This window comes from Bifidobacterium dolichotidis (genome assembly GCF_003951975.1).
GTDB lineage: Bacteria > Actinomycetota > Actinomycetes > Actinomycetales > Bifidobacteriaceae > Bifidobacterium > Bifidobacterium dolichotidis.
In genome coordinates, this window is record NZ_QXGM01000002.1 from 527,790 (window position 1) to 549,370 (window position 21,581).

The window sequence follows — 21,581 nt, forward strand, 5'->3', positions numbered from 1 at the left end:
CGTTGGAAGCGTTACGTTCGGTTCACAAAAATAAATATGTATTTCTGAACAACGCGACGTAACAGCTGTAGTTACAAATCTGCAGGCGAACTGATTGTGCCTCGCACGGCCGTGGCGGCAGCGACTTGAGGAGAAGCCAGATGCGTGCGCGACCCCTTGCCCTGGCGGCCCTCAAAATTGCGGTTCGACGTAGAAATCGAACGCTCGCCAGGCACGAGCTGATCAGCGTTCATACCCAAGCACATTGAGCAACCAGCGTTACGCCACTCGGCACCGAAATCAGTGAAAATCTGATCGAGTCCCTCTGCCTCAGCCTGCAGGCGGATACGCGACGACGCCGGCACTACGAGCACACGATGAATAGAATCAGCCTTCTTGCGGCCCTTCATAATTGCAGCAGCGGCACGCAGATCTTCTATACGACCATTCGTGCACGAGCCAATAAACACGGTGTCTACTGGAATATCTTTGATTTTCTGACCAGCTTTAAGACCCATATAGGCAATGGCCTGCTCAGCTGCCAGGCGCTCGGTTGGATCAGCAATGGTGGCTGGATCTGGAATGCTTGCACTAATTGGCAGACCCTGACCAGGGTTCGTGCCCCAAGTCACATATGGCTCCAGATCTTGGGCTGTAATCACTACTTCAGCATCGAACTGAGCATCGTCATCGGTGCGCAGCGTACGCCAGTACTCCACAGCCTTGTCCCACAGCTCACCTTTCGGCGCATGCGGACGGTTCTTGAGGTACGCAAATGTCGTCTCATCAGGCGCGATCATGCCAGCACGAGCACCGGCCTCAATCGACATATTGCAGATTGTCATACGAGCATCCATAGAAAGCTGCTCAATGGCTTTGCCTCGATATTCGAGCACATAGCCTTGGCCGCCGCCCGTACCAATTTTGGCAATAATGGCCAGAATAATGTCTTTAGCACTCACTCCAACAGGCAGATCGCCGTCAATCGTAATAGCCATGGTTTTGAACGGCTTGAGGCTCAACGTTTGCGTAGCCATAACGTGCTCAACCTCAGAGGTACCAATACCAAAGGCCAGTGCGCCAAAAGCACCGTGCGTCGACGTATGCGAGTCACCGCACACAATAGTCATGCCTGGCTGCGTTAAGCCCAGCATTGGGGCAAAGGCATGCACAATGCCCTGATCCGCGTCGCCCAGTGGATGCAGACGCACGCCGAACTCTTCACAGTTGTGCTCGAGTGTGGAGAGCTGCAACGCACTCGTTTTATCTGGATTAGGACGATCAATATTGAACGTTGGAGTGTTGTGATCCTCGGTTGCAATGAGCTGGTCCACATGGCGAGGCTTACGGCCTGCCATACGAAGGCCTTCAAACGCTTGGGGACTTGTCACCTCATGCATGAGCATTAAGTCGATATACAGCAAATCAGGAGCGCCCTGCTCACCTTGTACAACTAGATGATCAGCCCATACCTTTTCGGCGAGTGTCATCCCCATAGTGAGACCTCCTTGGCTAGCTTAAAGTGACGGGGTCGGTGTCGTTACATAATGCGGCCCGAAATCATTGCAATATCGGCGTATTGCGTGTTGGTGTTCTAGCGTATGAGCTGCGCTGTGATGCGCTGTGGAAAGCACCGACATGTGAGACAACAACCCCCGTCGACTTGTAAATCTCATGTGCAGACTTTTGCTTTTTTGTTTTCGAAATGGTTGGAAATACTATGCTCAGAAAGCTTCGGCGATCAATTATTGGAAACTATGTGTAGGAAACTTGTGGTTTCAGAATGTGAGATGTAATAATACGAGCTATGACTACAGCGCTTAGCGCGAAGTCGACAGCCGATCTTCACAGGGACAAGATTATGACTAAACCGACTGAAACCGCTCAATCCATCGTGCCGGATTCTGAAATTCACTCTGGCGTTGGTGTATTAGATAAAACTGTAAAAATTCTCGATGCTCTTGAAGCAGGACCAGCAACTCTTGGTCAGCTGGTTACTATGACGGGTCTCGCCCGTCCTACGGCACATCGCCTTGCGATTGCTTTGGAGCGCCATCGTTTCGTACTGCGTGACCAGCACGGTCGTTTTGTGCTCGGTTCTCGCTTTGCCGAACTCGCTGCTGCTGCAGGCGAAGACCGTCTGCTCGGCGCTGCAGGTCCAATTCTGCAGACGCTGCTTGATCGTACGGGTGAATCTGCTCAGATTTACCGTCGTCAGGGCGAACAGCGTGTGTGCATCGCTGCTGTTGAGCGTGCAAGCGGCCTGCGCGATTCGATTCCTGTTGGCGCCATGCTTTCTATGGAAGCTGGTTCCGCAGCTCAGATTCTGCTCGCTTGGGAAGATGCCGAGCGTATTCATCAGGGTCTGCGTCACGCCAAGTTCACGGCTACGAAGCTGTCTGCTGTGCGTAAGCGCGGCTGGGCAGAATCGATTAACGAACGTGATGAGGGCGTGTGCTCAATTTCCGCTCCTATTCGTAACGCTTCGGGTCAGGTTATTGCTGCTATTTCGATTTCTGGTCCTTCGGGACGGATGGGCACTAACCCAGGTCGCCGTTATGCACCACTCGTTATGGCTGCAGGCAAGTACCTGACTGACGCCTTGGTTAAGGCAAGCGCAGTGCGCTAAACCACTCAACAACAGTGCAGCCCAGTCCAACTGCACTCCCTCAACATATGTCCCCCACAGATACGGCCGAGGCACGGTTGTATACAGAAGACGCCTTGCAAACCTTATGGTGAGCAAGGCGTCTTCTGTGTTGTACAAGGTGCTAGACGTGATAAACGTGCTGAACATGCTATACGTGCTAGTCGTGTTCGACGTACTCGACGTACTAGCGCAGGCGCATGGCAAAGCGATGCAGCAAACGCGAGATCCAGCTTGGCTTGTGCAGCAGATCCACGCCTTCGCTTTCTGACTTTGAAGCGCTCGTCATGCCATAGGCATAGGCCTTCTTCGACGATGGCTTGCCAACGAGTTCGCCGAATTCCAGCAGCTGCGAACGTGGATTAAATGGATGGCGAATATCGAATTCGAGCAAACGCGCTGCACGCTTCGCTGGTACTGGACCATAGGAGCCAAAGCCGCATGTAGGCGTCTCAATAAGGCGAATACCGCGAACGAGACCATCAATAGCATTGCGATGATCGTGGCCCACACTGACGGCAAAATAGCCCTGTGTCTTGTGCAGCAGATCAAACTCACCCGAATCGACATCTGGGCAGCTAATGCCCTCGCCAATAAAGCCGCCTGGCTCCACCGCAGATTCATCCAGCACATAGTATTGGCCAGAGAATGCACGGTAGCCTTCTACCGCATGTGCAGCCGTGCTCTGAGCAGGCTCCAGCAGCTCATAGAACTGAGGCAAAGCCGTGTGCTGGAACACAATAGAACGCACATGCTCACCAAAGGCCTGAGGCATATTACTTAAGAACTTCATGGCACAAGCCGTTGGAGCGCCATAACCGCCATTAATCGAGTAATCGCCAGAATCAACCAGCACTAAGCCCATAACCGTGTGATGATCTTCATCAGCCGAAGCCACCGGCAAGGCCAACGTGCCTGGTTCGCATGGATACACGACTTGATGAGCCATATCGCGCACTGGTTGTGGCTGTGGATGCTCACAGTTAGCGCAAGCCTTTGGTTCGGCAGCAGAAGCGTCCTGAGCGCCCGTGGTCTTGTTTTCCACCTGAGAGCCCGTGTCAACGCTCGTATCTGCGCTTATATCGCCCTCAGCGGCCTTCTGAGCTTGTGTACGCGCCTTTGCTGGCGTCTTGCACGCATCAGTAGTGCTTGCCGAGGCTACATTGAGACATCCTGGGAACTCGCAGCAAATAGCTTCGATTTCTGCATTGCTCAAGCCGCACTGGAAATCGTGATTGCCAAATGTAATAGCCCATGGCACACCGTATTTGACGAGCGGAGCCGTAATTTGGCTAATTGTTTGGCGCACTAAATCGCGCGTATGGGCAAGATCAGCCTCGCGGCGTGCTGGGTCGCGTGGAATTGGCGCATTGCGGCGAGTGGCCCAACGACGCTGGCAATACGTAGCCGCATAGGCATCGTTATAACCAGCAATCTGATTACCGCTAAAGATAACCACATCTGGGCGGCTTGACGTCAATGCCGCTTCAATGAGACGAATTGTATCTTTAGCAACCTTTGGACCATCCTGCACATCAGCGAACTGCAGCACACGGAACTTCCCGGAATTGTGGAACTGTAAGCGGCCTAGGCGTGCCGAAACAGAAAGTACGGGAGGCTGTGCTGTGTTTTGCCTGATGCGTTCTGTGCGTTCGGTCATAGACACCACTGTAATGCACCTACCACACTATGAACTCAAGTTGTACGTACGAAAAAACCCTCGCATTTCTGCGAGGGTTTATTGGCTGGGATGCCTGGACTCGAACCAAGAATGGCTGAACCAGAATCAGCTGTGTTGCCAATTACACCACATCCCAATTTGGCATGTCCATCAACGCGGAGCTCAAAGGGACCGTGTGGTGAACTAGTACCTCCAACCGGATTTGAACCGGTGTTGGCGCCGTGAGAGGGCGTAGTCCTAGACCGCTAGACGATGGAGGCGTTTCCGTTGCTCCGTGAAGCAACAGAAAGTTAATATACGCGCAACCATGACTTAACGCAAATCACGGCGTGTCGCGCAGATTAACAAGCTTTTTCAGTTATGCTCAGGCAGCCTGGATCTCATCCAAATGAGCGCGCAGGTTCTTGAGACGTGCAATCGACACTGGCTTGCCGATGATCTCCATCGACTCGAACAGTGGTGGCGAAACACGACGGCCGCTCATAGCCACACGGATAGGGCCGAAGGCCAGACGTGGCTTGTAGCCGCCCTCTTCAACGAGCATCTTCGTCAGCGTCTCGTGCAGCGTATCGGTCAGCCACTGCTCTTCAGGCAGAGCCTCGAGCGTAGCAATAGCCGAATCCAGCACTTCACCAGCCGTAGCCTTGAGCTGCTTCTTAGCATCCTTCTCAGGAGCCAGGTACTCTTCGTCGCTGAGCAGCGAGCCGACCATGCCAGCAACCTCACCAAGCAGGCGCACACGTGGCTGCACGAGTGGAGCAGCTGCAGTCAGCACCTCACGCTCGCGATCGGTCAGAGCATCCCACGAATCAGCCGAGACGACACCATCGCGGTGCAGGTATGGCACCGAGCGGTTCAGAAAGTCCTGTGGCTCGAGCATACGAATGTGCTCAGCGTTGATTGCCGTAGCCTTATCGATATCGAAGCGTGCAGGGTTTGCCTTCACGTCGCGCACATCGAAGGCCTTGATCATTTCTTCCATCGAGAAGATGTCGTTATCTGGCGAGATCGACCAGCCGAGCAGTGCCAGGTAGTTGAGCAGACCTTCCTTAATGAAGCCGTGATCACGGTGCAGGAACAGGTTCGACTCTGGATCACGCTTGGAGAGCTTCTTGTTGCCCTGGCCCATAACGTATGGCATGTGGCCAAACAGAGGCATTTCCTTAGCCACACCGAGCTCCATCAGGTAACGGTAGAGCACAATCTGACGAGGCGTCGAGCTCAGCAGATCCTCACCGCGCAGCACGACGTTGATGTTCATCAGAGCATCATCAACAGGGTTCGTCAGCGTGTACAGAGGGTCGCCGTTTGGACGCACGATCACGTAATCAGGAACGCTACCGGCCTTGAACTCAATACGGCCACGGATCAGATCGTCGAATGCGATGTCCTCGTCTGGCATCTTGATACGGATAGCTGGCTTACGACCTTCGTCGCGGAAAGCCTGCTTCTGCTCTTCGGTCAGCGTACGGTCGTAACCGTCGTAGCCGAACTCCTTTGGACGACCTGCAGCCACGTTACGTGCAGCAGTTTCTTCAGGCGTCGAGAAGGACTCATATGCGTAGCCTGCATCAAGCAGCTGCTGAGCCACCTTCTGGTAAATTTCACCGCGCTCAGACTGGCGGTAAGGAGCGTCAGGGCCACCAACGTTAATGCCCTCGTCCCAGTCAATGCCGAGCCAGTTCAGTGCTTCAATAATCTGGTTAAAGCTCTCTTCAGAATCGCGCTGAGCATCGGTGTCTTCAATACGGAAGACAAGCGTGCCACCCGTGTGGCGTGCTTCAGCCCAGTTGAACAGAGCAGTACGCACCATGCCGACGTGTGGAATGCCCGTTGGGGATGGGCAGAAACGCACGCGCACTTGCTCAGGCAGAGCAGGCTTCTCGGTACGTGGGTTGTGGGAGTCAGTTTTATCAGTCGTTGCGCTGGCAATTCCAGCCTTTTCAGCGTCACTCATAATCCCCATTCTTGCGCTCGATGGGGACGACTTTTGTTTCTTCAAGTTGACTTCTGCTCAGCGACTTCGCCGCTAGCACCCCCAAAGCAACGCCTCACGTACTACACGGGGATGCCTAGAGGGCGATAACTGCAGTATTCTTCAGTCGCCATGCACTACAGATGGGTATGCACCCAAACTGATGTACTCAGGCTGATGTGCTCGGACTGATGTGCTCAAACTGATGCACCCAAACTTTAGAGTTCTACTTCTTCTTTGTTTGAATCGTCCTTAATATGCGCAAACTTGGCTGCGAGCGCTGCCTTGCTCTTTGCTTCGTCTTCTTCGCGAGAGCGGCGCTTGGCTTCTGCTGCATCCCACAGCACATCTTCTTTGTGCTTGTGCCATTCTGCAATAGCAATTGGTGCCAGCGCTTCTGCAAGTACGCGTGTGGAATCTAGTGCTGAGCTATCACCATTGGTTACAGCATAGGATGCGAGTACGCCGTGTACACGCTCTGCTGAAGCGCACAGACGTGGCAGACCCAAACGTTCAGCCAGCTCATTAACAATTAAGGCCAGTGGCAGTGCAGACTGTTCTAATGCCGTAACAAACGCTTCATCCACGCCACCAATTTCGTCGGTGTCGTTGGCCGTACGCTCGGCAACAGCATTGAGCAATGCATCAGTAACGAGTACGAGCACAGCACAACGCTGGCTCACCACAGCTTGCTTATTACTGATCAGCCAGTGGCCATCGGCTTGTGCTTGGTCGGCAATAAACGTTTCTGCGTCGTCAAGAATATCGGTGACGACTTGGCTTGTTTCCTCACTCCATGCCACATTGGCTGCATTGGCGCTGCCGCAATCAGCGAGCATGCCATCGGCTTCTACTACGAGCTGCGCGTCATGATCTTCGGAATAGGTAGAGACGCCATCATAGGCATCGTTGGCAGCGGTAAGCGCATCAACAATGCTCTGTTCTACGCCTGGAATAGTGTCGGCACCTTCGTAGACGAATTCTGCATCAGCACGCGTAATGGGCTGACCGCACAGAATCTGGGCCATCTGGCGCGTAATGCGCACTTGGAGGTCTTCACCATACTTGGCATCGTTATCAAGATGTTCAGGCTTCGTCAGCGGCCACAGATCCATAAGCTCTACTGCCGCTGCTGCAGCTTCTTGCAATGCTGGGATTGCGGCAATCTCGTCTACGGTAGTCTGCGACAGCTGCGTCATGAAGTCTCCTATCAATCATTACCAAGTACGCAACGCGTTGGTTGCGTTGATTTTCAATTGGCCGCGTTGCACTCGGAAAATCAATAATTGCTCACCATTCTAGAGCGCACAGAAAAACGCTCGATTAGTGAACATCCTTAGCCGGGTCGAAGTACGCAATGCCTAGTACTTCGTGGGTGTCCGAGTCAAATGTGATGGACGTAACAGAAGCGAGTGCAGTCTTGCGCAGCAGCATATTGTGCTCAGGGTGACCCTTCTCGAGCATGTGACGGAACGACCAGATTGGCGACTCGTGAGAGACGACAATAATCTGCTGACCCGCGAACTGGTCAACCTTCTCCATAGCAAAGTCACGCACGCGAGCGGCGATTTCTTTATAGGTCTCTCCCCAACTTGGCTTCCACAAGTTGCGCACGAGCTTCCAGTTACCATTGCGCCACAGTGCGCCGTCACCGTAACCAATGCGCGTGCCACGGAACTCATTGCGCGCTTCAATAATGCGCGTATCCGTCTCAATCGTCAGTGGCTCCTGACCGCGAGACTCACGGACCTTATTGAGTGGATTCAGAATGGCCTGTGCAGTTTCTTGCGTGCGCTCGAGTGGCGAGCTAAACACAGCAACGCTCGTATTGAGCTGTGGTGAGTCGGCAATAAAACGGCCTGTTGCCTGTGCCATGCGCTGGCCCACATCAGACAGGTGGAATCCTGGCAGACGTTCATACAGCAGATGGTTAGGGTTTTCCACTTTGCCGTGGCGCACGAAGTTAATCGTTGTGGCCGTCATTAATGCTCCTTTGCCGAGTTTGTTAGCTCGTATATAAGATTCTGCAGCATTCTGCAAATCTCTATGCCTATTGTGGTGCAGTCCATCAACATAAGCACGCGCAATGCGCCAAAATCCACTAAAAATTCGCCAAGGAGAAAGACGAACTCATGCGCAACGCACATCGAGCAAGCCGTATTCCCGTTCTTCGCGCATTCCGTGATGTTGGTGAACGCCTGTTTGGCGGGTACTCAGCACTGCTGCGTATTCCTCATGCAGCACGGTTTACGTTTGGTGCTGTTATTGCCTGTATGCCAATGCCAATGATTGGCTTGACGATTACGATTTGTGTGCAGTTCTACTATCACAACTACACGTTGGCTGGCATACTGACAGCTATTCAGGCCATTGCTGGCGCTGTATTAGGACCAGTGCTGGGCATGCTCGTGGATCGTTTTGGTCAGCGACGTGTTTCTATTCCACTCGTGGTTATTTGGGTTGTTGCCGCTTCGCTGACAATTACCTGTATTAAAGCCACTGTGGCGCAATGGATACTGTTCTGCATCGTGCCGTTCTTGGCTTGTGTACCGCCGTGGGGCGGTATGAGTCGTACTCGTTGGACGAATATGCTCAAGCATGATCGCATGGGCATTAATCGTGCCATGAGCTTGTGCAGTGTGGCTGACGAAATGATGTGGGTTATTGGTAATCCACTGGCCTCGGTTCTGGCTGTTATTTCTGGCGTGCTCGCATTCTCGGTAACCGAAATATGCGTTGTTATTGGCGCACTGATGTTCTTAACGTGCACCTCAACTGAGCCGGCCAATCAAACTGATTTGGGCCGTGCACAGGGACTGACGCGTAAGCAGTTCCGTCAGCAAGAAAATAAGAAGGCACTCGAGCTGCGTGCCCAAACAGCCTATGACGATGCTCGCGCGCATGCGTTTGCACAGGGTTTCAGTGAAGAAGCTATTGAAGAAGCTGGTCATGCGGCTCGTCAACGTGTACTCGATGAGGCGCATCGCGGCAGAAAAGAGTCGATTTTTGGGCCTGGCTTACTGGCCGTATGCGTGACTTGGTTTGGTTTAGGTGCATTCCAGTCGGCATCAAGTATTTCGATTGTGGCCTTTGCTACTGAAGCTGGCCAGAAGCAAATGACTGGTTTTGTGTTCTCGTGCTTCTCGATTAGCTCGCTTATTGGTGCGCTGCTCTATGGTGCTAAAAACTGGCGCATTGCGTTGCATAAACGCTTCTACTTCTGCTTGGCTGTGGTCAATCTTGGCGTCAGTGCATTTCTGTTTGCCGAGCATCTGTGGGTCATCATGATTATTTATTTGATGATTGGTGTGTGCCAATCCCCTACGTGGATTAATGGCAACCAAATTATGATGCATTTGGTGCCGCAGTCACGGCTGACTGAAGGCATGGCTTGGATGGGTGCCATGAACGGTATTGGCGGCTCGCTCGGATCCGCAATTGCCGGTATTTGTATTGATCGTTATGGCTCGCATGGCGGCTTTAGCGTCGTAACCACACTGGCCTTAGCTTCGCTCGCTATTGCATTACTTGGATTTAGGCAGATTAAGCTCAGCACGCAAGCCCCAGTGCTCACAGAAACTGCCACGAACACCAGCGAACAGCACGAACTCGATGTTGTCGAACATTTAGATCCAGCCGTTGCGGGTAAGCCGGCAAATCCGGAGCTATCAGTAGCGAAATAACCCATACGATTCGTGCAACACTGTTGTATGTTTCACGAGAAACATCGGTTGAGACGACGTTTTGTATTCCAGCGCAAAGCTGCTATATACACTTCTGGCCCAGCGGTAACAACACCGTTGGGCCAGAAATATAACAGTAGTTAAGGTATTGGGAATTCGCTTGCTTTAGCGCCAACCCTTTGGCGTATGCTCAATCGACCACATACCGATGCGGTGCGAGAGGCTGCGCTCCCACTTGGCTTCGAGCTCTTCCTCGGTGAACGTGTTGCCCTTCTTCTGCAACTTGCTCATCATCGCAGTATGCGTATCGTCCAGGAAGATCTTACGAATAATAAAGTTCCACACTGCCACAACGAACGTAGCCACAATCTTGCCGATGTTCGTACACAGCACATACTCTGCATGCTGCGTCAAGAAGGCATCAGCATCCATACCCAACGTCGACATCCAAATAATCGCGTTGTTAATGAGCAGACCAATAACTGCCGACAGCAGGAAGATAACAATTTCCATCCAACGTGCCATATCTGGACGATGCTTGAACACGTACTTCATGCTGGCCAGATAGTTGAAAATGAACGACAGCGTGAATGAAATCGTACTCGCCAGCACATTGTTCATATGCGCAAAAATGACGAGAATATTCAAAATACCGAAGTCAAGAATGGCCGCAATAATGCCGACGACGCCGAACTTCAAAATCTGTTCAATGAGTTTTCGCACACGTCTATTTAACACGCGCCCCGCAACTATGAACCCCGTCCCCTGCTTTCACGCGTTCTCAGCATTCCCCCATTGAGCTCGCTAAACTTAGGTGCGATACCCCGCACAGGACGTGTGGGAACTCACGATTGTAAGGAGCTCAAATGCCTGTTATTCACACGCATGTATCGGTTTCGACAACCAAAGAGCAGCGTGACGCACTCAAGTCCATTTTCGGTCAGGCCATCACTGCCGTTCCAGGTAAGTCTGAGGGCTGGCTCATGTGCCCATTCGAAGACAATATGCCAATTTATTTCGGTGGTAGCGATGACGCTCCAGCCGCTTATGTTGAGGTCAACGTGTTCGGTAATCACGTCGACGAGTCGGCTTGGGAGAAGCTGACGACTCAGATTATGCACGGTCTCAATACGGTGCTCAGCATTCCTGAAGACCGCACGTACATCCGTTACACAGCCACGCCAAACTGGGGCTGGAACGGCTCGAACTTCTGATTTTTAGTTTTATTTATTTATTTCTCTGATTGCAACACAAAGTGCCCGCACCGTTGTGGTGTGGGCACTTTTCGTATTGCGCTGCAGCAAAGCTGACATCATGATTGCCAGATCACGTCAGCAATCAAACGTCCTTGCAGCAATCAGATGTCTTTGCAACAATCAGACGATCTTTGGCATTGGCGTAGTCAGTGACGTCGTCAGATTGACCTGAACCACACCTGCACCGGTGTGAGGCTCAACCTTCTTGAGCGTGACCGAACGCTGATCCTCTGGCAACGAATCGTTATCAGTCATCGTTGCTGGCGACTTCACAGCGACCAGAGCCAGATCATCGAGGTTCACATCAACGGTTGCGCACAGTTCACGTGCGTTGTTCAGCGAATCTTCGAAGCCATCGCGATCAATAACGCGCTCCGATGGCACGCCATAAGCATGCTTCGAAACCCACTCAATGTTGTCGCGCAGAGCCATACCGCGGTGGCTTTCTGGAGCTGCTGGAATGTCAGCTGCCTGCACCGTATCTACGAAGGCATCGAGCTGAGAGACCAGAGCATCGCCGCCATCGCGGAACAGGTTGCCCAGCACTGGCTCGCGGAAGCCCAGCGAAGCAGCCGTGCTCTTGAGTGAATCGACGAGATCATCTTCACCTTCCCACAGGTTAATCAGTGGGAACGTTGGAATGTTCATGCTCTCCAGACGGTTCACGTGGAATGGGTAACGCCACTGCAGCGTTGGATCATCACGCCACGTCGTTGCACGCGTTACCACAACTGCTGCGCTTGGCCACTGTGCACCAAACTCACGGCAAGCAATATCAAGCCACTTCTGAGCACCAGCATCAGCACCATAGCCAGCTTCGACCACAACAACATCGTGCAGAGCCGTAGCCATTTCCACAGAAACAAGCGTTGGAATGCCAAGCGACACGTTAGCGAATGGGCCGCCGTGCACATACACAGGGGAACCAGCCTTCGTCTGCGTCTTAGCAGGCTTAACGGCATCGGTCAGAATATTCGTAATACGCCACAGTTCAACGAATTCGTTGAACTTCACACCACGACCGTCCTTCGTACCAGCCGTCATATTACCAACGCGTTCTGCAAGCTCATCCATCGAGCGCGACAGCACAACAATCTGCATTAATTCGCAGGTTGGTGTCAGCACAACGCGTTCAGCAACGTTATTCTTGCCAGCATCCACAATCGTCTTGCGCAACGAGCGCGATGGCACTTCGCTAACGCGTGGTACGAGCACGTCGTCGAGCTTGCCTTCGTCAATAGCCTTTTCTGCGAACGAGACGAGCAGGTTTTGAGCTGCTTCAATAGCGCTCATTTCACCGCACAGACCCCAGTCCACAAGCTCAGGATGCGTCAGCGAGGCCTTGCCGCCGCCCGAAGCACCGCCCTTGGAACCTGCTGCAGTAATGCCCATACTTGGCTGACGCAGCACAGCAGCGGCATCAATGCCACGTGCACGCAGTGCATCAATCAGTGCAATCGTCGTAGTCGTCTTGCCTTCGCCGCGGCTTGCCTTCAGTGGCGTATCTGCCGTAACGAGAACTACTTTACCAGCCTTACGAGGAGCGTCTGGGTTATTGCGTAGATACTCCAAATAGCCGAATGCATCAATCTTGTCTACAAGACCATAGGGTTGAGTGAAATCTTCGATTGTCTTCACTAAACATCCTTTCCAGCTTCGCCAACGAATGCTAAAAGCTAGTTTATGTTACGTATACATAGGCACAGATTGTTGGGCCGCGATTCAAAATGAAAAATACAAATAATCAAATAATGAAATCGGCGAGGCCTCTTCCCCACGTAACAAACTTCTTCAACCGCGCACGAATCAACTGAAGTGAGACTCATATGCTGCGCTGTAATACACAAAAGCTCCGTACGAAGGGACTGAAGTCGGCCTGAACATTCGTGAGTTCCTGGCTCGGGCAGTCCAAAATCGTACGGAGCTAATGTGAAACGGGTAATCACCCTACTTACTTGGGTTGGTAACCGTGTGGCACCAACGTCGGTCAGTTATTAAAAATCATTCATGCTGAACGAGTCGCGCATGTTCATCGATGCCGTGTAGAGCACCGAGTTGAGCAGCTTATCGGTCTCAGTCTTTGCCTGAGCAGCCATCGTTTCGTTGACCTGCTCAAGAGCACGACGAACCTTCTCGTTGCGAACAGCCTCAATAATAGCCTCTGGCTTCATTGGCTGCACGTCGAGCGATTCTTCTTCGTCAATACCGATTTCGCGGATCTCGTTCGTATCGAGATCGTCAACCTGCTCATCAGCAACCTGAATCAGGTGGTGAGCAATGCCGCCGACCTTCTCCTGGTAGCTTGCAACGGTCTGCTGCGTCTGTGCATAGTTTGCATCGCACAGCGCTGCAATAATGCGGTCAGCCCAGTAGATGTTGTTCGTCGAAGGCGTCAGCGTAGCGTTGCTGACGTACTCAGGCATCGTGTCAACGTTAGGGAACATTGGCAGTAATGCGTTGAACGTGCCATCACCGAACGAAACCCACTGAATAGCGCGGTTCGACTGTGGACGGTATGGGCGAATCTGCAGCACAGCGAGCTGGTTCGTGCGGTTAATGCCGATGTGGCGGAACATGCCGCGCGTCTGCTCCGAACCCCTGTGACCGTATGGATCGTATGGGGTCTCCTGGTAGTGCGAAGCGAGAATGTACTGCACATCCTCAATCGTGATCTTGCGATCAGGCTGGCGGCACCATGGAATGTCATCGCTGTTTGGACGCACGTCAGCATCTTCGCCATCCCAAACCTCGTCATAAGGGTTGAAGTAGCGCTGCATGTACCAAGCACGTGGCGTGTTGTACACGTGATCGGAATCCGAGTGCGAGCCGAAAGCCATACGTGGGTTGAACAGGCTGACCGACTCCACAGCCACATCGAGGTGGTTGTCGTGAATGAAGTCGAGCAGATCGGACGAGCACAGGTGCTCTTCCTGCTCACCAAAAGCGTCGTCGAGATCGAACTCGTCAATGCCCAGCTGGTTTGGCATCGTCACATAAGCCTCATCTGGCACGCGCTTAGCGATCCAGTGGTGACCACCGATCGACTCCAGCCACCAGATCTCATCAGCATCGGAGAAGCCAATAGCGTTCATCTCGTAGGTGCCGTACTGCTCGAGCAGTTCGCCCAAACGCAGCACGCCTTCGCGAGCCGTGCGCACGTATGGCAGCACGAGTGTCACCATATCTTCTTCGCCAATACCGCCGGCAATAGCTTCTTCACCGTTCTGTGCTGGCACGTACTCAACGAGTGGATCAGCGCCAAGCACACGAGCGTTCGTCGTAATCGTCTCAGTAGCCGTCATAGCGACGTTAGCTTCGTTGACGCCGGCTTCTGCCCAGATGCCCTGCTTTGTGTCAACATTTGGCATAGCCGTGTACTGCAGAGGATCATCTGGCAGTTCAATCGTCAGGTGGCTGATCTTGCTCGTGTAGGTACGAGGCTGATCTTCTGGCTTAACAACAATCAAGTTCTTAACATCGAACTCGCCGCTAGCGCTATCTTCGTTGCGAGCCATAATCGTCGAGCCGTCGTAGCTGGCGGCTTTACCGACTAACAAAGTCGTGCAACTCATGTGCTGCTCTCCTTATCTTTTCTCTTCAACACTGTTGTAATACGTACAGCAGTGCTTTCTCTTCAGTACCGGTTCCCTAGAACAGATTTCTTTACCTTAGGCGCGACCCGTAAGGAACACGCCACCCTGGTCGAGAATGTTGTCGCAGGTGCGGAAACGATGAATCATTTCGTTCATCCAGAAGCCCTGTTCCAAATCAGGCAATGGCTTAGCCGTACCCCAAACCTGCAACATGTAGTCATGGTCCTTGTCTGGTGGCTGTGGACCGTTGTAGCGCATAATCAGCTGTGGATCAGTAGAGCGACCCACAAAATGCGATGCTGAAGAGTTACGGCCTTGCACTGCTTCTGGGATCAGAGCAGGCAGCTTGCGCGAGAAATCTTCAGGAATCGACAGTGCATGCGCATCCGAAACATCAAACATCAGTGCATCCACAGGCAGATTAGCCACAGTCCAGTGAATCCATTCAAAGCCACAGACAGGAATCGAATCTGGATCCGTGAACTGCCAATGCAGATACTTCACAGCTGGGTTGAGGCGATCAATATAAAACGGGAACGAAATAGCAGGAACGCCATCAACGCGTTCGTCGTCGGACGCGCCCTTGGCGTACTTATCAGGAATTGCAGTGAAATCAGCGGTTATTTGCATATTTCCCAGTTTAGACTTTGCGGGGGTCGCGAGGAATGCTGTTTGCACGCAGCGCAGGGTTCCGTTCTAGCGTGAATTGCATCACAAAAAAGAGCTCGTCTCTAGCTCTGCAGTAGTAGCTAGAGACGAGCTCATGGTCTGCATTCAGCATCGGTTCAGATGCTTATGTCACTGGACATGCAGTTATGAAAGCTCTTGAGAAGCGATCAGTTCCAGTAATCAGGCTTGTAGAACTCACCGTTCAGTGCACGAGCAGCCAGTTCCTTAGCCTCTTCCAGCGTGTGCTCAGCGAGCTCAGCACGCACGTCGTCGAGAGCCACAGGCGTCATCGACAGCGAGTTGACACCCATACCAACGAGCACAACAGCCAGATCTGGATCAGCAGCAGCCTCGCCGCACACGCCCACAGGCATGCCAGCAGCGTTACCTGCCTCGCAGATGGACTTGATCATGCGCAGCACTGCTGGGTGCCATGCGGTCTGGTAGTTCGAAACCGAACCCAGCGTACGATCAGCAGCCATCGTGTACTGCGTCAGATCGTTCGTACCGATCGACACGAAGTCAGCAACCTGAGCCACCTGATCAGCCATAACAGCGATCGATGGAACCTCAGCCATAGCGCCGACGAACTTCAGGCCGAAGCTCTTACCGAGCTTGACGAACCATTCAGCTTCGTAACGATCAGCAACCATTGGAGCCATAACCCACAGATCGGAGTCGGTCTGTGCGTCAGCAGCTGCCAGAGCCTTGAGCTGGCCCTCAATAACGTCGCGGTGCTGCTCGAGCGTACGAAGACCACGCAGACCCAGTGCTGGGTTTGGCTCGTCTTCTGGCGTCAGGAATGGCAGTGGCTTATCTGCACCTGCATCGAGCAGGCGGATAACAACCTTGCGACCTGGGAACTCACGCAGCAGGTCTGCGTAAGCCTTGGTCTGCTCTTCAACGCTAGGTGGCTCTTCGTTGCCGATGAACAGGAACTCGGTACGGAACAGGCCGATGCCTTCTGCGCCGTACTCGTGAGCTGCCTTAGCGTCTGCTGGCTTACCAACGTTAGCGAGCAGAGGAATACGAGTGCCGTCCTTGAGCTGACCTGGCTGGCCGCGCAGTTCCTTAGCGCGATCTGCCTTAGCCTTAGCCTGACGAGCCTTCTCAATCTCTTCCTCAGTTGGCTCAACGGTGATCTCGCTCGTTGCAGCGTTAACAATCACCTGCTGGCCGTTCTTCAGATCATCTGCTTCTGGAGCAGACACCACAGCAACGATGCCGCGTGCGCGAGCCAGAATTGCCGTGTGGGACGTTGGACCACCCTCGGAGGTGACGATTGCAAGCGTCTTGTTCAGATCCAGCGAAGCCGTATCAGCTGGGGACAGATCCTTAGCCACGAGCACGAATGGCTCATCGCTCTGTGGAACGCCTGGAGCTGGCAGACCCATCAGCTGTGCAATAACGCGCTGGCCAACATCGTGCAGATCAGCTGCACGCTCGCCCTGGTAGCCGCCAATTGCGCGGAACATATCTTCAACAGCACCGAAGCCCTCAAGTACTGCACGCTCTGCGGTCTTACCCTGCTCGATCAGACCCTTGATCGACTCAGCAAGCTGTGGATCAGAAGCGAACATTGCCACAGCGGTAATAATCTCTGCAGCCTGCTGGGCGCCTTCATCACCAGCAGCAGCAGCTTCAGCCTGCTTGTTCAGATCAGCATTAACAGAATCAAGTGCAGCCATAACACGAGCGGACTCCTGCTCAGCAGAGATTTCCGCGCTGCGCTCACGATCTTCAGGTTCCGGCAGTGGATCAGCCATTCGCAACACAGGACCGACGGCAACACCGCGACCAATGCCAACACCCTTAATGATCATTGGGGGCTCCTTTCATCAATTCCCACGCCTGAATGCTGCAATACAGCAGCATTAAACCCAGCTCTTTGCCCGAAGAGCTGAGTGATACGTGCCTGTGGCGTCATCGACACATTGTTTACGTGCTGTCGTAAGCGCAGAACATAAACTCTGCCCGCGTGACGTAGTAGTGCTCAGTTATCGCCTTCAACGCAGAAAATCACCAGTTTTCAGGCATGCCAAAAGGCACCAGAAAACCTTTGTGATCTATATCGTTAAACGTTTTCTAGGACGACTATTTCTGCTATACTAGCAAAAGCAGTGAGCAAATGGGCTCTGCAACACGCGTTATTACGCTCAGGCAGGAGCCTATAAACGCTGTAAAAACACTCGATTGCACTTATCTCTAGGCTAAGTGCGGTCAAAAATGTAGTCTTATGCAACACCGGCGATGCACCCCCGCAAAAGCCGGGTATGAGCTAAGGAGAAAACATGGCAACCGCAACGCGCACTATCACTATTAACGATCCAGTCGGCATTCACGCACGTCCAGCAGCACAGTTCGCTACTGCAGTGGCAGGTTCCGGTTGCACCGTGACGATTGCAAAGGGCGACGGCGCTGCTGTGGCAGCTAACTCGATCCTTTCGATCATGGGTCTTGGTGTGAAGAACGGCGATTCCGTGACGATCACCGTTGACGGCGACAACGCTGAAGAGGTTGCTGACAACCTCGTCAACACGCTCGTCGCAGCTAACTGATTGCACGAATTTCAGTTAACAACAAGAGACGTTAGAAAAACTGCATGTGGGTTTAATGAAGTGCTCACATGCAGTTTTCTCTCTTAACGGTTATGCAAGGTAGCGTAACCGTTTGGAGAAAAGCATTTCCCACATATTGCACACATGCAACGGCGCGTACGTTGTGCAATTAGACTAGTAACGATTACAGTGAACGAATCGGTAACCGATTGGTATGGAACGACCGTAGACGCGACAGAGAAAAAGAAGAGAGAAGTTTTCTAGGAACCGCCTCAGCAGTAACCGTACGAATGCGGCAAACATTACCTATATGCCGCAGCCACAGCAATCAAAAAGCTAATTAACACAAGTAGTACGCAACGCTTCTGCTTTGCACCCGACGAAAGGAGCCTTATGGCTTCGCAACGCAACGCACATACTCCTGCGTCGATTAATGACGTGGCGGCCCTAGCCCGAGTTTCTATTGCAACTGTTTCACGCGTTCTTTCTGGCAAGCGAACGAAAGAAGACGATATCGCACGTCGTGTGCGTGATGCAGCAGCCGAACTGGACTACTCAGTAAACCGTTCTGCAAGTGCTTTACGTGGCGCCGATACGAAAACGCTGGGCCTCATTGTGCCGAGCGCGTCGAGGCCATTCTGTGGACAGCTCATTAATGCACTGGAAGAAGCTGCTGATGATCGCGGCTACCAATTGTTTGTTGGTGTTGGTTCAAATCATGCGTTGCAGAACGCGCGTTTTGAATCATTGCTTGACCGCAATGTGGACGGCATGATCATTGTTCCTGCTGAGGGCGCGAATGTGGGCTCTATGGCAGCGCATCATCCTCACCGTTTGCCAGTCGTGCAAATTGGCGGACGTCATCATGCTGTTGGCACGTCGCTCGTGTCTATTGATCCTGTGCTCGGTATGGAAGAGCTTATTGTGCATTTGTCGGCGCAGGGCGTCCGCAGTGTGGCCACGTTAATGGATAAGCAGATGTCGTTTGAGGCCGCTGAACAGCTGTCTATGCTGCATACGCAACTGAGGTCGTACAGCATTGAGACCGAGACTAGGTGGCACACCATTTGCGAGCCAACAATGAGCGCTGGCTTCTATACGGTTGTGGAAATGTTTACTGAGCCTTCTGATGACACGGCTGATGGCATTACGAGCTCGGCAGGCATTGCACCAGGCGTTGTGAACGCGGCAGAAGGTTTTACGGCTGGTCACACTGCGTTTGACAATATGTCAACGAAGAACGGTGCTTCAGGACTGCCTATTCTGGCGAACCGTGTGGTGATTAACGATCATCCAGATGCGATTATTTGCTATAACGAGCGCACGGCTTGTGGCGCTATTACAGCATTAACAGCTATGGGTCTGCATGTGCCAAATGATGTGTGCGTGGTGACGAGCGGATTCTCGCATCACAAGTCCATAACTGGTTTGGAAGCACCATTTGGTCGTATTGTTGCCGAATCGCTGCGTCTTATTGGCAACGGTCCTGATTACTCAGCACATATTTCACTGCCACCAACGCTGTCGGTGCAGATGACAAGCCTGAGAAGGGCGGGCGACCGCACTTGGAGGAACGAGCAGGTCGGCTGATTAGAGAAAACCGGCTGGTTGAACGTTGGACGCCAATCAGCCGGTGGTAAGTCAATCTCACTACGTAACCGTCTGGCTACGTAACGGTACATTTACGCAATCAAAGCGCAGAACAGAGCTTCGAATACGAGCAGTGCATTGCCGTTTCCTGCTAGTCGACGACGAGCCGTGGCAATGGCATCCATGCGCTGCACAGCGCCTTCGCGATCAAGCTGCACCGAGAGCTCGGCAATGGCCGTACGGTTCTCCAAATTGACCAAACCGACGGAATCCTCGGCATCGTTTTGTAGCACCGACACATCGCGATAAATGCTGGCAATCGAATTCAATGCACGGTCAAGCACATCACGCGTTAAACGCGTCACACGGCGCTTGAGATCAGCCTTCTTAGCAACAGCGTTATAGGCACCACGCAAATCAGCTGGAATACGCTCATCTGGCTTCAAACCATTGACGCGACGGAATTCAAGCTGATCCTTTTTCGCCTGCTCATTAACAGCACTCTCAGCCTGAGCCTTAGCCGAAGCATTGAGCGAATCAGCAAGCAGCACGGCCTGCGAAGCCTTACGCAGGTTCAGCACACCCACAATAAGCTCGTCACGGTCGGCAAGCACCTGCGAATCGCGCGCATACATACGAGCTACACCAATATGGCCTTCAGCAAGGCGTGCAGCACGTGCAGCAGTACGCGAATCAATACCATCGTTGCGTTCAAGGAACTTCTGCACAGCTTCGTTCGATGGCACGCCCAGATTCAGAATGCGCGTACGCGAACGAATAGTTGGCAGCACATCCTGCGCACTTGGAGCGCACAGCAGCCAAATGGTGCGAGGACTTGGTTCCTCAATCTGCTTGAGCAGCACGTTCGTTGTACGCTCGAGCATACGATCCACGTCTTCAATAATGATGATGCGCCATGGAGCCGTGCTTGGCATCTGCTCGCATGTAGCCACAAGCTCACGCACTTCATCAATACCGATCGTGACCTTGTCAGTTGACACAATGCGCACATCAGGATGCGTACCCGCCAACACTTGCTTCGTTGTTTTGGTTGGCTCATCACTCAGACCATGGTCAGGGCTTTCCAACGCTGCTGCAAAAGCCTTAGCCATATTCGAACGACCCGATCCTGGAGGGCCGCAAATCAGCCACGACTGTGCCAGCTCGGATTCGTCACCTTCGGCAAGTGTGCGCAGCTGCTTGACCACTGGTTCTTGGCCAACAATGTCATCCCAAACGCTCATCTTGCCTCCTTATGCGCAGCCTCTACCCTACGTCCCACGTTAGTTGCGAGCGGCGCGAGAATTCAAATGCTCAAGTACGAGCTGAGCAACTTGATCTGCTGGCAATGTAGCATCAAGCACCACAAAACGCTCAGGCTCATCTGCAGCCATATCCAAAAATGCTTGGCGCGTACGCTGTGCAAAGGCCAATCCTGCCGATTCCATACGATCTTCAGGACCAGTTAAACGTGCATGCGACTGCTCAGCTGGCAAATCGAGCACAAACGTCACGTCTGGCACCATGTTGCCCGTAGCCCACATCGACAGGTCGCGGATTTCTTTTGCGCTTAGCTCGCGACCGCCACCTTGGTAGGCCACTGACGAATCGATGTATCGATCGCATAGCACCACTGCGCCGCGATCCAAAGCTGGGCGTATGAGTTGGGCCACATGCTGCGCACGATCAGCCGCGAACAGCAATGCTTCGGCATGGGCATCGATGGCGGCGCCATCACTAGCACCACCGAGCAGCAGCTTGCGCAAATCAACGCCCAATGCAGTACCACCAGGCTCACGCGTGACAACTACTTCACGTCCACGATCCTGTAAAGTCTGCTGAAGCATCGCTACCTGCGTAGTCTTGCCAGCTCCATCAATGCCCTCAAACGAAATAAACACGAACTAAACATATCGCAAGCACGCTATAGGGCCGGAAAAAGCTCTATAG

General features: G+C 52.9%; 17 protein-coding genes and 2 tRNA genes. 5 read left to right on the plus strand and 14 right to left on the minus strand.

The genetic code is table 11. The annotated features are described in order from the left end of the window. Nucleotides 1-71: 71 nt before the first annotated feature. Entirely contained in the window at nucleotides 72-1,475 is a 1,404-nt protein-coding gene (gene leuC / locus D2E26_RS06045; protein WP_125963798.1) for a 3-isopropylmalate dehydratase large subunit, read from the minus strand. A gap of 365 nt (nucleotides 1,476-1,840) precedes the next feature. On the opposite strand from leuC, the gene D2E26_RS06050 reads away from it, so the two are divergent. Then, a complete protein-coding gene (locus D2E26_RS06050; protein ID WP_164515891.1) occupies nucleotides 1,841-2,608 on the plus strand; it encodes an IclR family transcriptional regulator in 768 nt (255 codons plus the stop codon). 205 nt (nucleotides 2,609-2,813) lie between these two features. Here the strand turns inward: D2E26_RS06050 and D2E26_RS06055 are convergent, their stop codons facing one another. The 6 genes from D2E26_RS06055 to D2E26_RS06080 form a co-directional block, all read right to left on the minus strand. Beyond that, the gene (locus D2E26_RS06055) at nucleotides 2,814-4,286 is read right to left on the minus strand and encodes a metallophosphoesterase (protein ID WP_125963800.1); all 1,473 of its coding nucleotides are present in this window, start codon (nucleotides 4,284-4,286) and stop codon (nucleotides 2,814-2,816) included. Between the two features lie 82 nt (nucleotides 4,287-4,368). Next, a tRNA-Gln gene (locus tag D2E26_RS06060) sits at nucleotides 4,369-4,443 on the minus strand. A gap of 51 nt (nucleotides 4,444-4,494) precedes the next feature. Then, nucleotides 4,495-4,567 (minus strand) — tRNA-Glu (locus D2E26_RS06065). A 104-nt stretch (nucleotides 4,568-4,671) separates the two neighbouring features. Next, nucleotides 4,672-6,273 (minus strand): glutamate--tRNA ligase, encoded by a 1,602-nt coding sequence (gltX, locus tag D2E26_RS06070; protein ID WP_125963801.1) that lies wholly within the window; start codon nucleotides 6,271-6,273, stop codon nucleotides 4,672-4,674. A gap of 227 nt (nucleotides 6,274-6,500) precedes the next feature. Further along, nucleotides 6,501-7,481 (minus strand): hypothetical protein, encoded by a 981-nt coding sequence (locus tag D2E26_RS06075; protein WP_125963802.1) that lies wholly within the window; start codon nucleotides 7,479-7,481, stop codon nucleotides 6,501-6,503. 124 nt (nucleotides 7,482-7,605) lie between these two features. Beyond that, nucleotides 7,606-8,265 carry a histidine phosphatase family protein gene (locus tag D2E26_RS06080; RefSeq protein WP_125963803.1) on the minus strand — a complete coding sequence of 220 codons (660 nt, stop codon included), beginning with the start codon at nucleotides 8,263-8,265 and terminating at the stop codon, nucleotides 7,606-7,608. A 149-nt stretch (nucleotides 8,266-8,414) separates the two neighbouring features. Between D2E26_RS06080 and D2E26_RS06085 the strand changes: the two genes are divergently transcribed. Beyond that, nucleotides 8,415-9,965, plus strand: a complete 1,551-nt coding sequence (locus tag D2E26_RS06085) for an MFS transporter (RefSeq protein ID WP_125963804.1) — start codon at nucleotides 8,415-8,417, stop codon at nucleotides 9,963-9,965. A gap of 165 nt (nucleotides 9,966-10,130) precedes the next feature. Here D2E26_RS06085 and D2E26_RS06090 read toward each other — a convergent pair whose 3' ends face one another. Next, nucleotides 10,131-10,688 (minus strand): GtrA family protein, encoded by a 558-nt coding sequence (locus tag D2E26_RS06090; protein ID WP_125963805.1) that lies wholly within the window; start codon nucleotides 10,686-10,688, stop codon nucleotides 10,131-10,133. 143 nt (nucleotides 10,689-10,831) lie between these two features. Here D2E26_RS06090 and D2E26_RS06095 point away from each other — a divergent pair, with 143 nt between their 5' ends. Further along, complete coding sequence (locus D2E26_RS06095) at nucleotides 10,832-11,179, plus strand: phenylpyruvate tautomerase MIF-related protein (protein WP_125963806.1); 348 nt, start codon at nucleotides 10,832-10,834, stop codon at nucleotides 11,177-11,179. A gap of 162 nt (nucleotides 11,180-11,341) precedes the next feature. On the opposite strand, the gene D2E26_RS06100 is transcribed toward D2E26_RS06095, so the two are convergent. From D2E26_RS06100 to ptsP, 4 genes are all read right to left on the minus strand, one after another. After that, nucleotides 11,342-12,859: a formate--tetrahydrofolate ligase gene (locus D2E26_RS06100; protein WP_125963807.1), complete on the minus strand. Its 1,518-nt coding sequence runs from the start codon at nucleotides 12,857-12,859 to the stop codon at nucleotides 11,342-11,344. Nucleotides 12,860-13,215: 356 nt separating this feature from the next. Next, nucleotides 13,216-14,793: a C69 family dipeptidase gene (locus D2E26_RS06105; protein WP_125963808.1), complete on the minus strand. Its 1,578-nt coding sequence runs from the start codon at nucleotides 14,791-14,793 to the stop codon at nucleotides 13,216-13,218. Between the two features lie 96 nt (nucleotides 14,794-14,889). Continuing rightward, the gene (locus tag D2E26_RS06110; RefSeq protein WP_125963809.1) at nucleotides 14,890-15,444 is read right to left on the minus strand and encodes a YbhB/YbcL family Raf kinase inhibitor-like protein; all 555 of its coding nucleotides are present in this window, start codon (nucleotides 15,442-15,444) and stop codon (nucleotides 14,890-14,892) included. A gap of 206 nt (nucleotides 15,445-15,650) precedes the next feature. Then, the gene (gene ptsP, locus D2E26_RS06115) at nucleotides 15,651-17,306 is read right to left on the minus strand and encodes a phosphoenolpyruvate--protein phosphotransferase (protein WP_125963810.1); all 1,656 of its coding nucleotides are present in this window, start codon (nucleotides 17,304-17,306) and stop codon (nucleotides 15,651-15,653) included. A 468-nt stretch (nucleotides 17,307-17,774) separates the two neighbouring features. Here ptsP and D2E26_RS06120 point away from each other — a divergent pair, with 468 nt between their 5' ends. Then, nucleotides 17,775-18,041 (plus strand): HPr family phosphocarrier protein, encoded by a 267-nt coding sequence (locus tag D2E26_RS06120; RefSeq protein WP_125963811.1) that lies wholly within the window; start codon nucleotides 17,775-17,777, stop codon nucleotides 18,039-18,041. A gap of 393 nt (nucleotides 18,042-18,434) precedes the next feature. Next, nucleotides 18,435-19,631, plus strand: coding sequence for a LacI family DNA-binding transcriptional regulator (locus D2E26_RS06125; RefSeq protein WP_125963812.1), 1,197 nt, complete (start codon nucleotides 18,435-18,437; stop codon nucleotides 19,629-19,631). A 92-nt stretch (nucleotides 19,632-19,723) separates the two neighbouring features. Here the strand turns inward: D2E26_RS06125 and D2E26_RS06130 are convergent, their stop codons facing one another. Then, nucleotides 19,724-20,875, minus strand: coding sequence for a DNA polymerase III subunit delta' (locus D2E26_RS06130; protein WP_125963813.1), 1,152 nt, complete (start codon nucleotides 20,873-20,875; stop codon nucleotides 19,724-19,726). A 39-nt stretch (nucleotides 20,876-20,914) separates the two neighbouring features. Then, a complete protein-coding gene (tmk, locus tag D2E26_RS06135) occupies nucleotides 20,915-21,532 on the minus strand; it encodes a dTMP kinase (protein ID WP_125963814.1) in 618 nt (205 codons plus the stop codon). Nucleotides 21,533-21,581 lie beyond the last annotated feature (49 nt).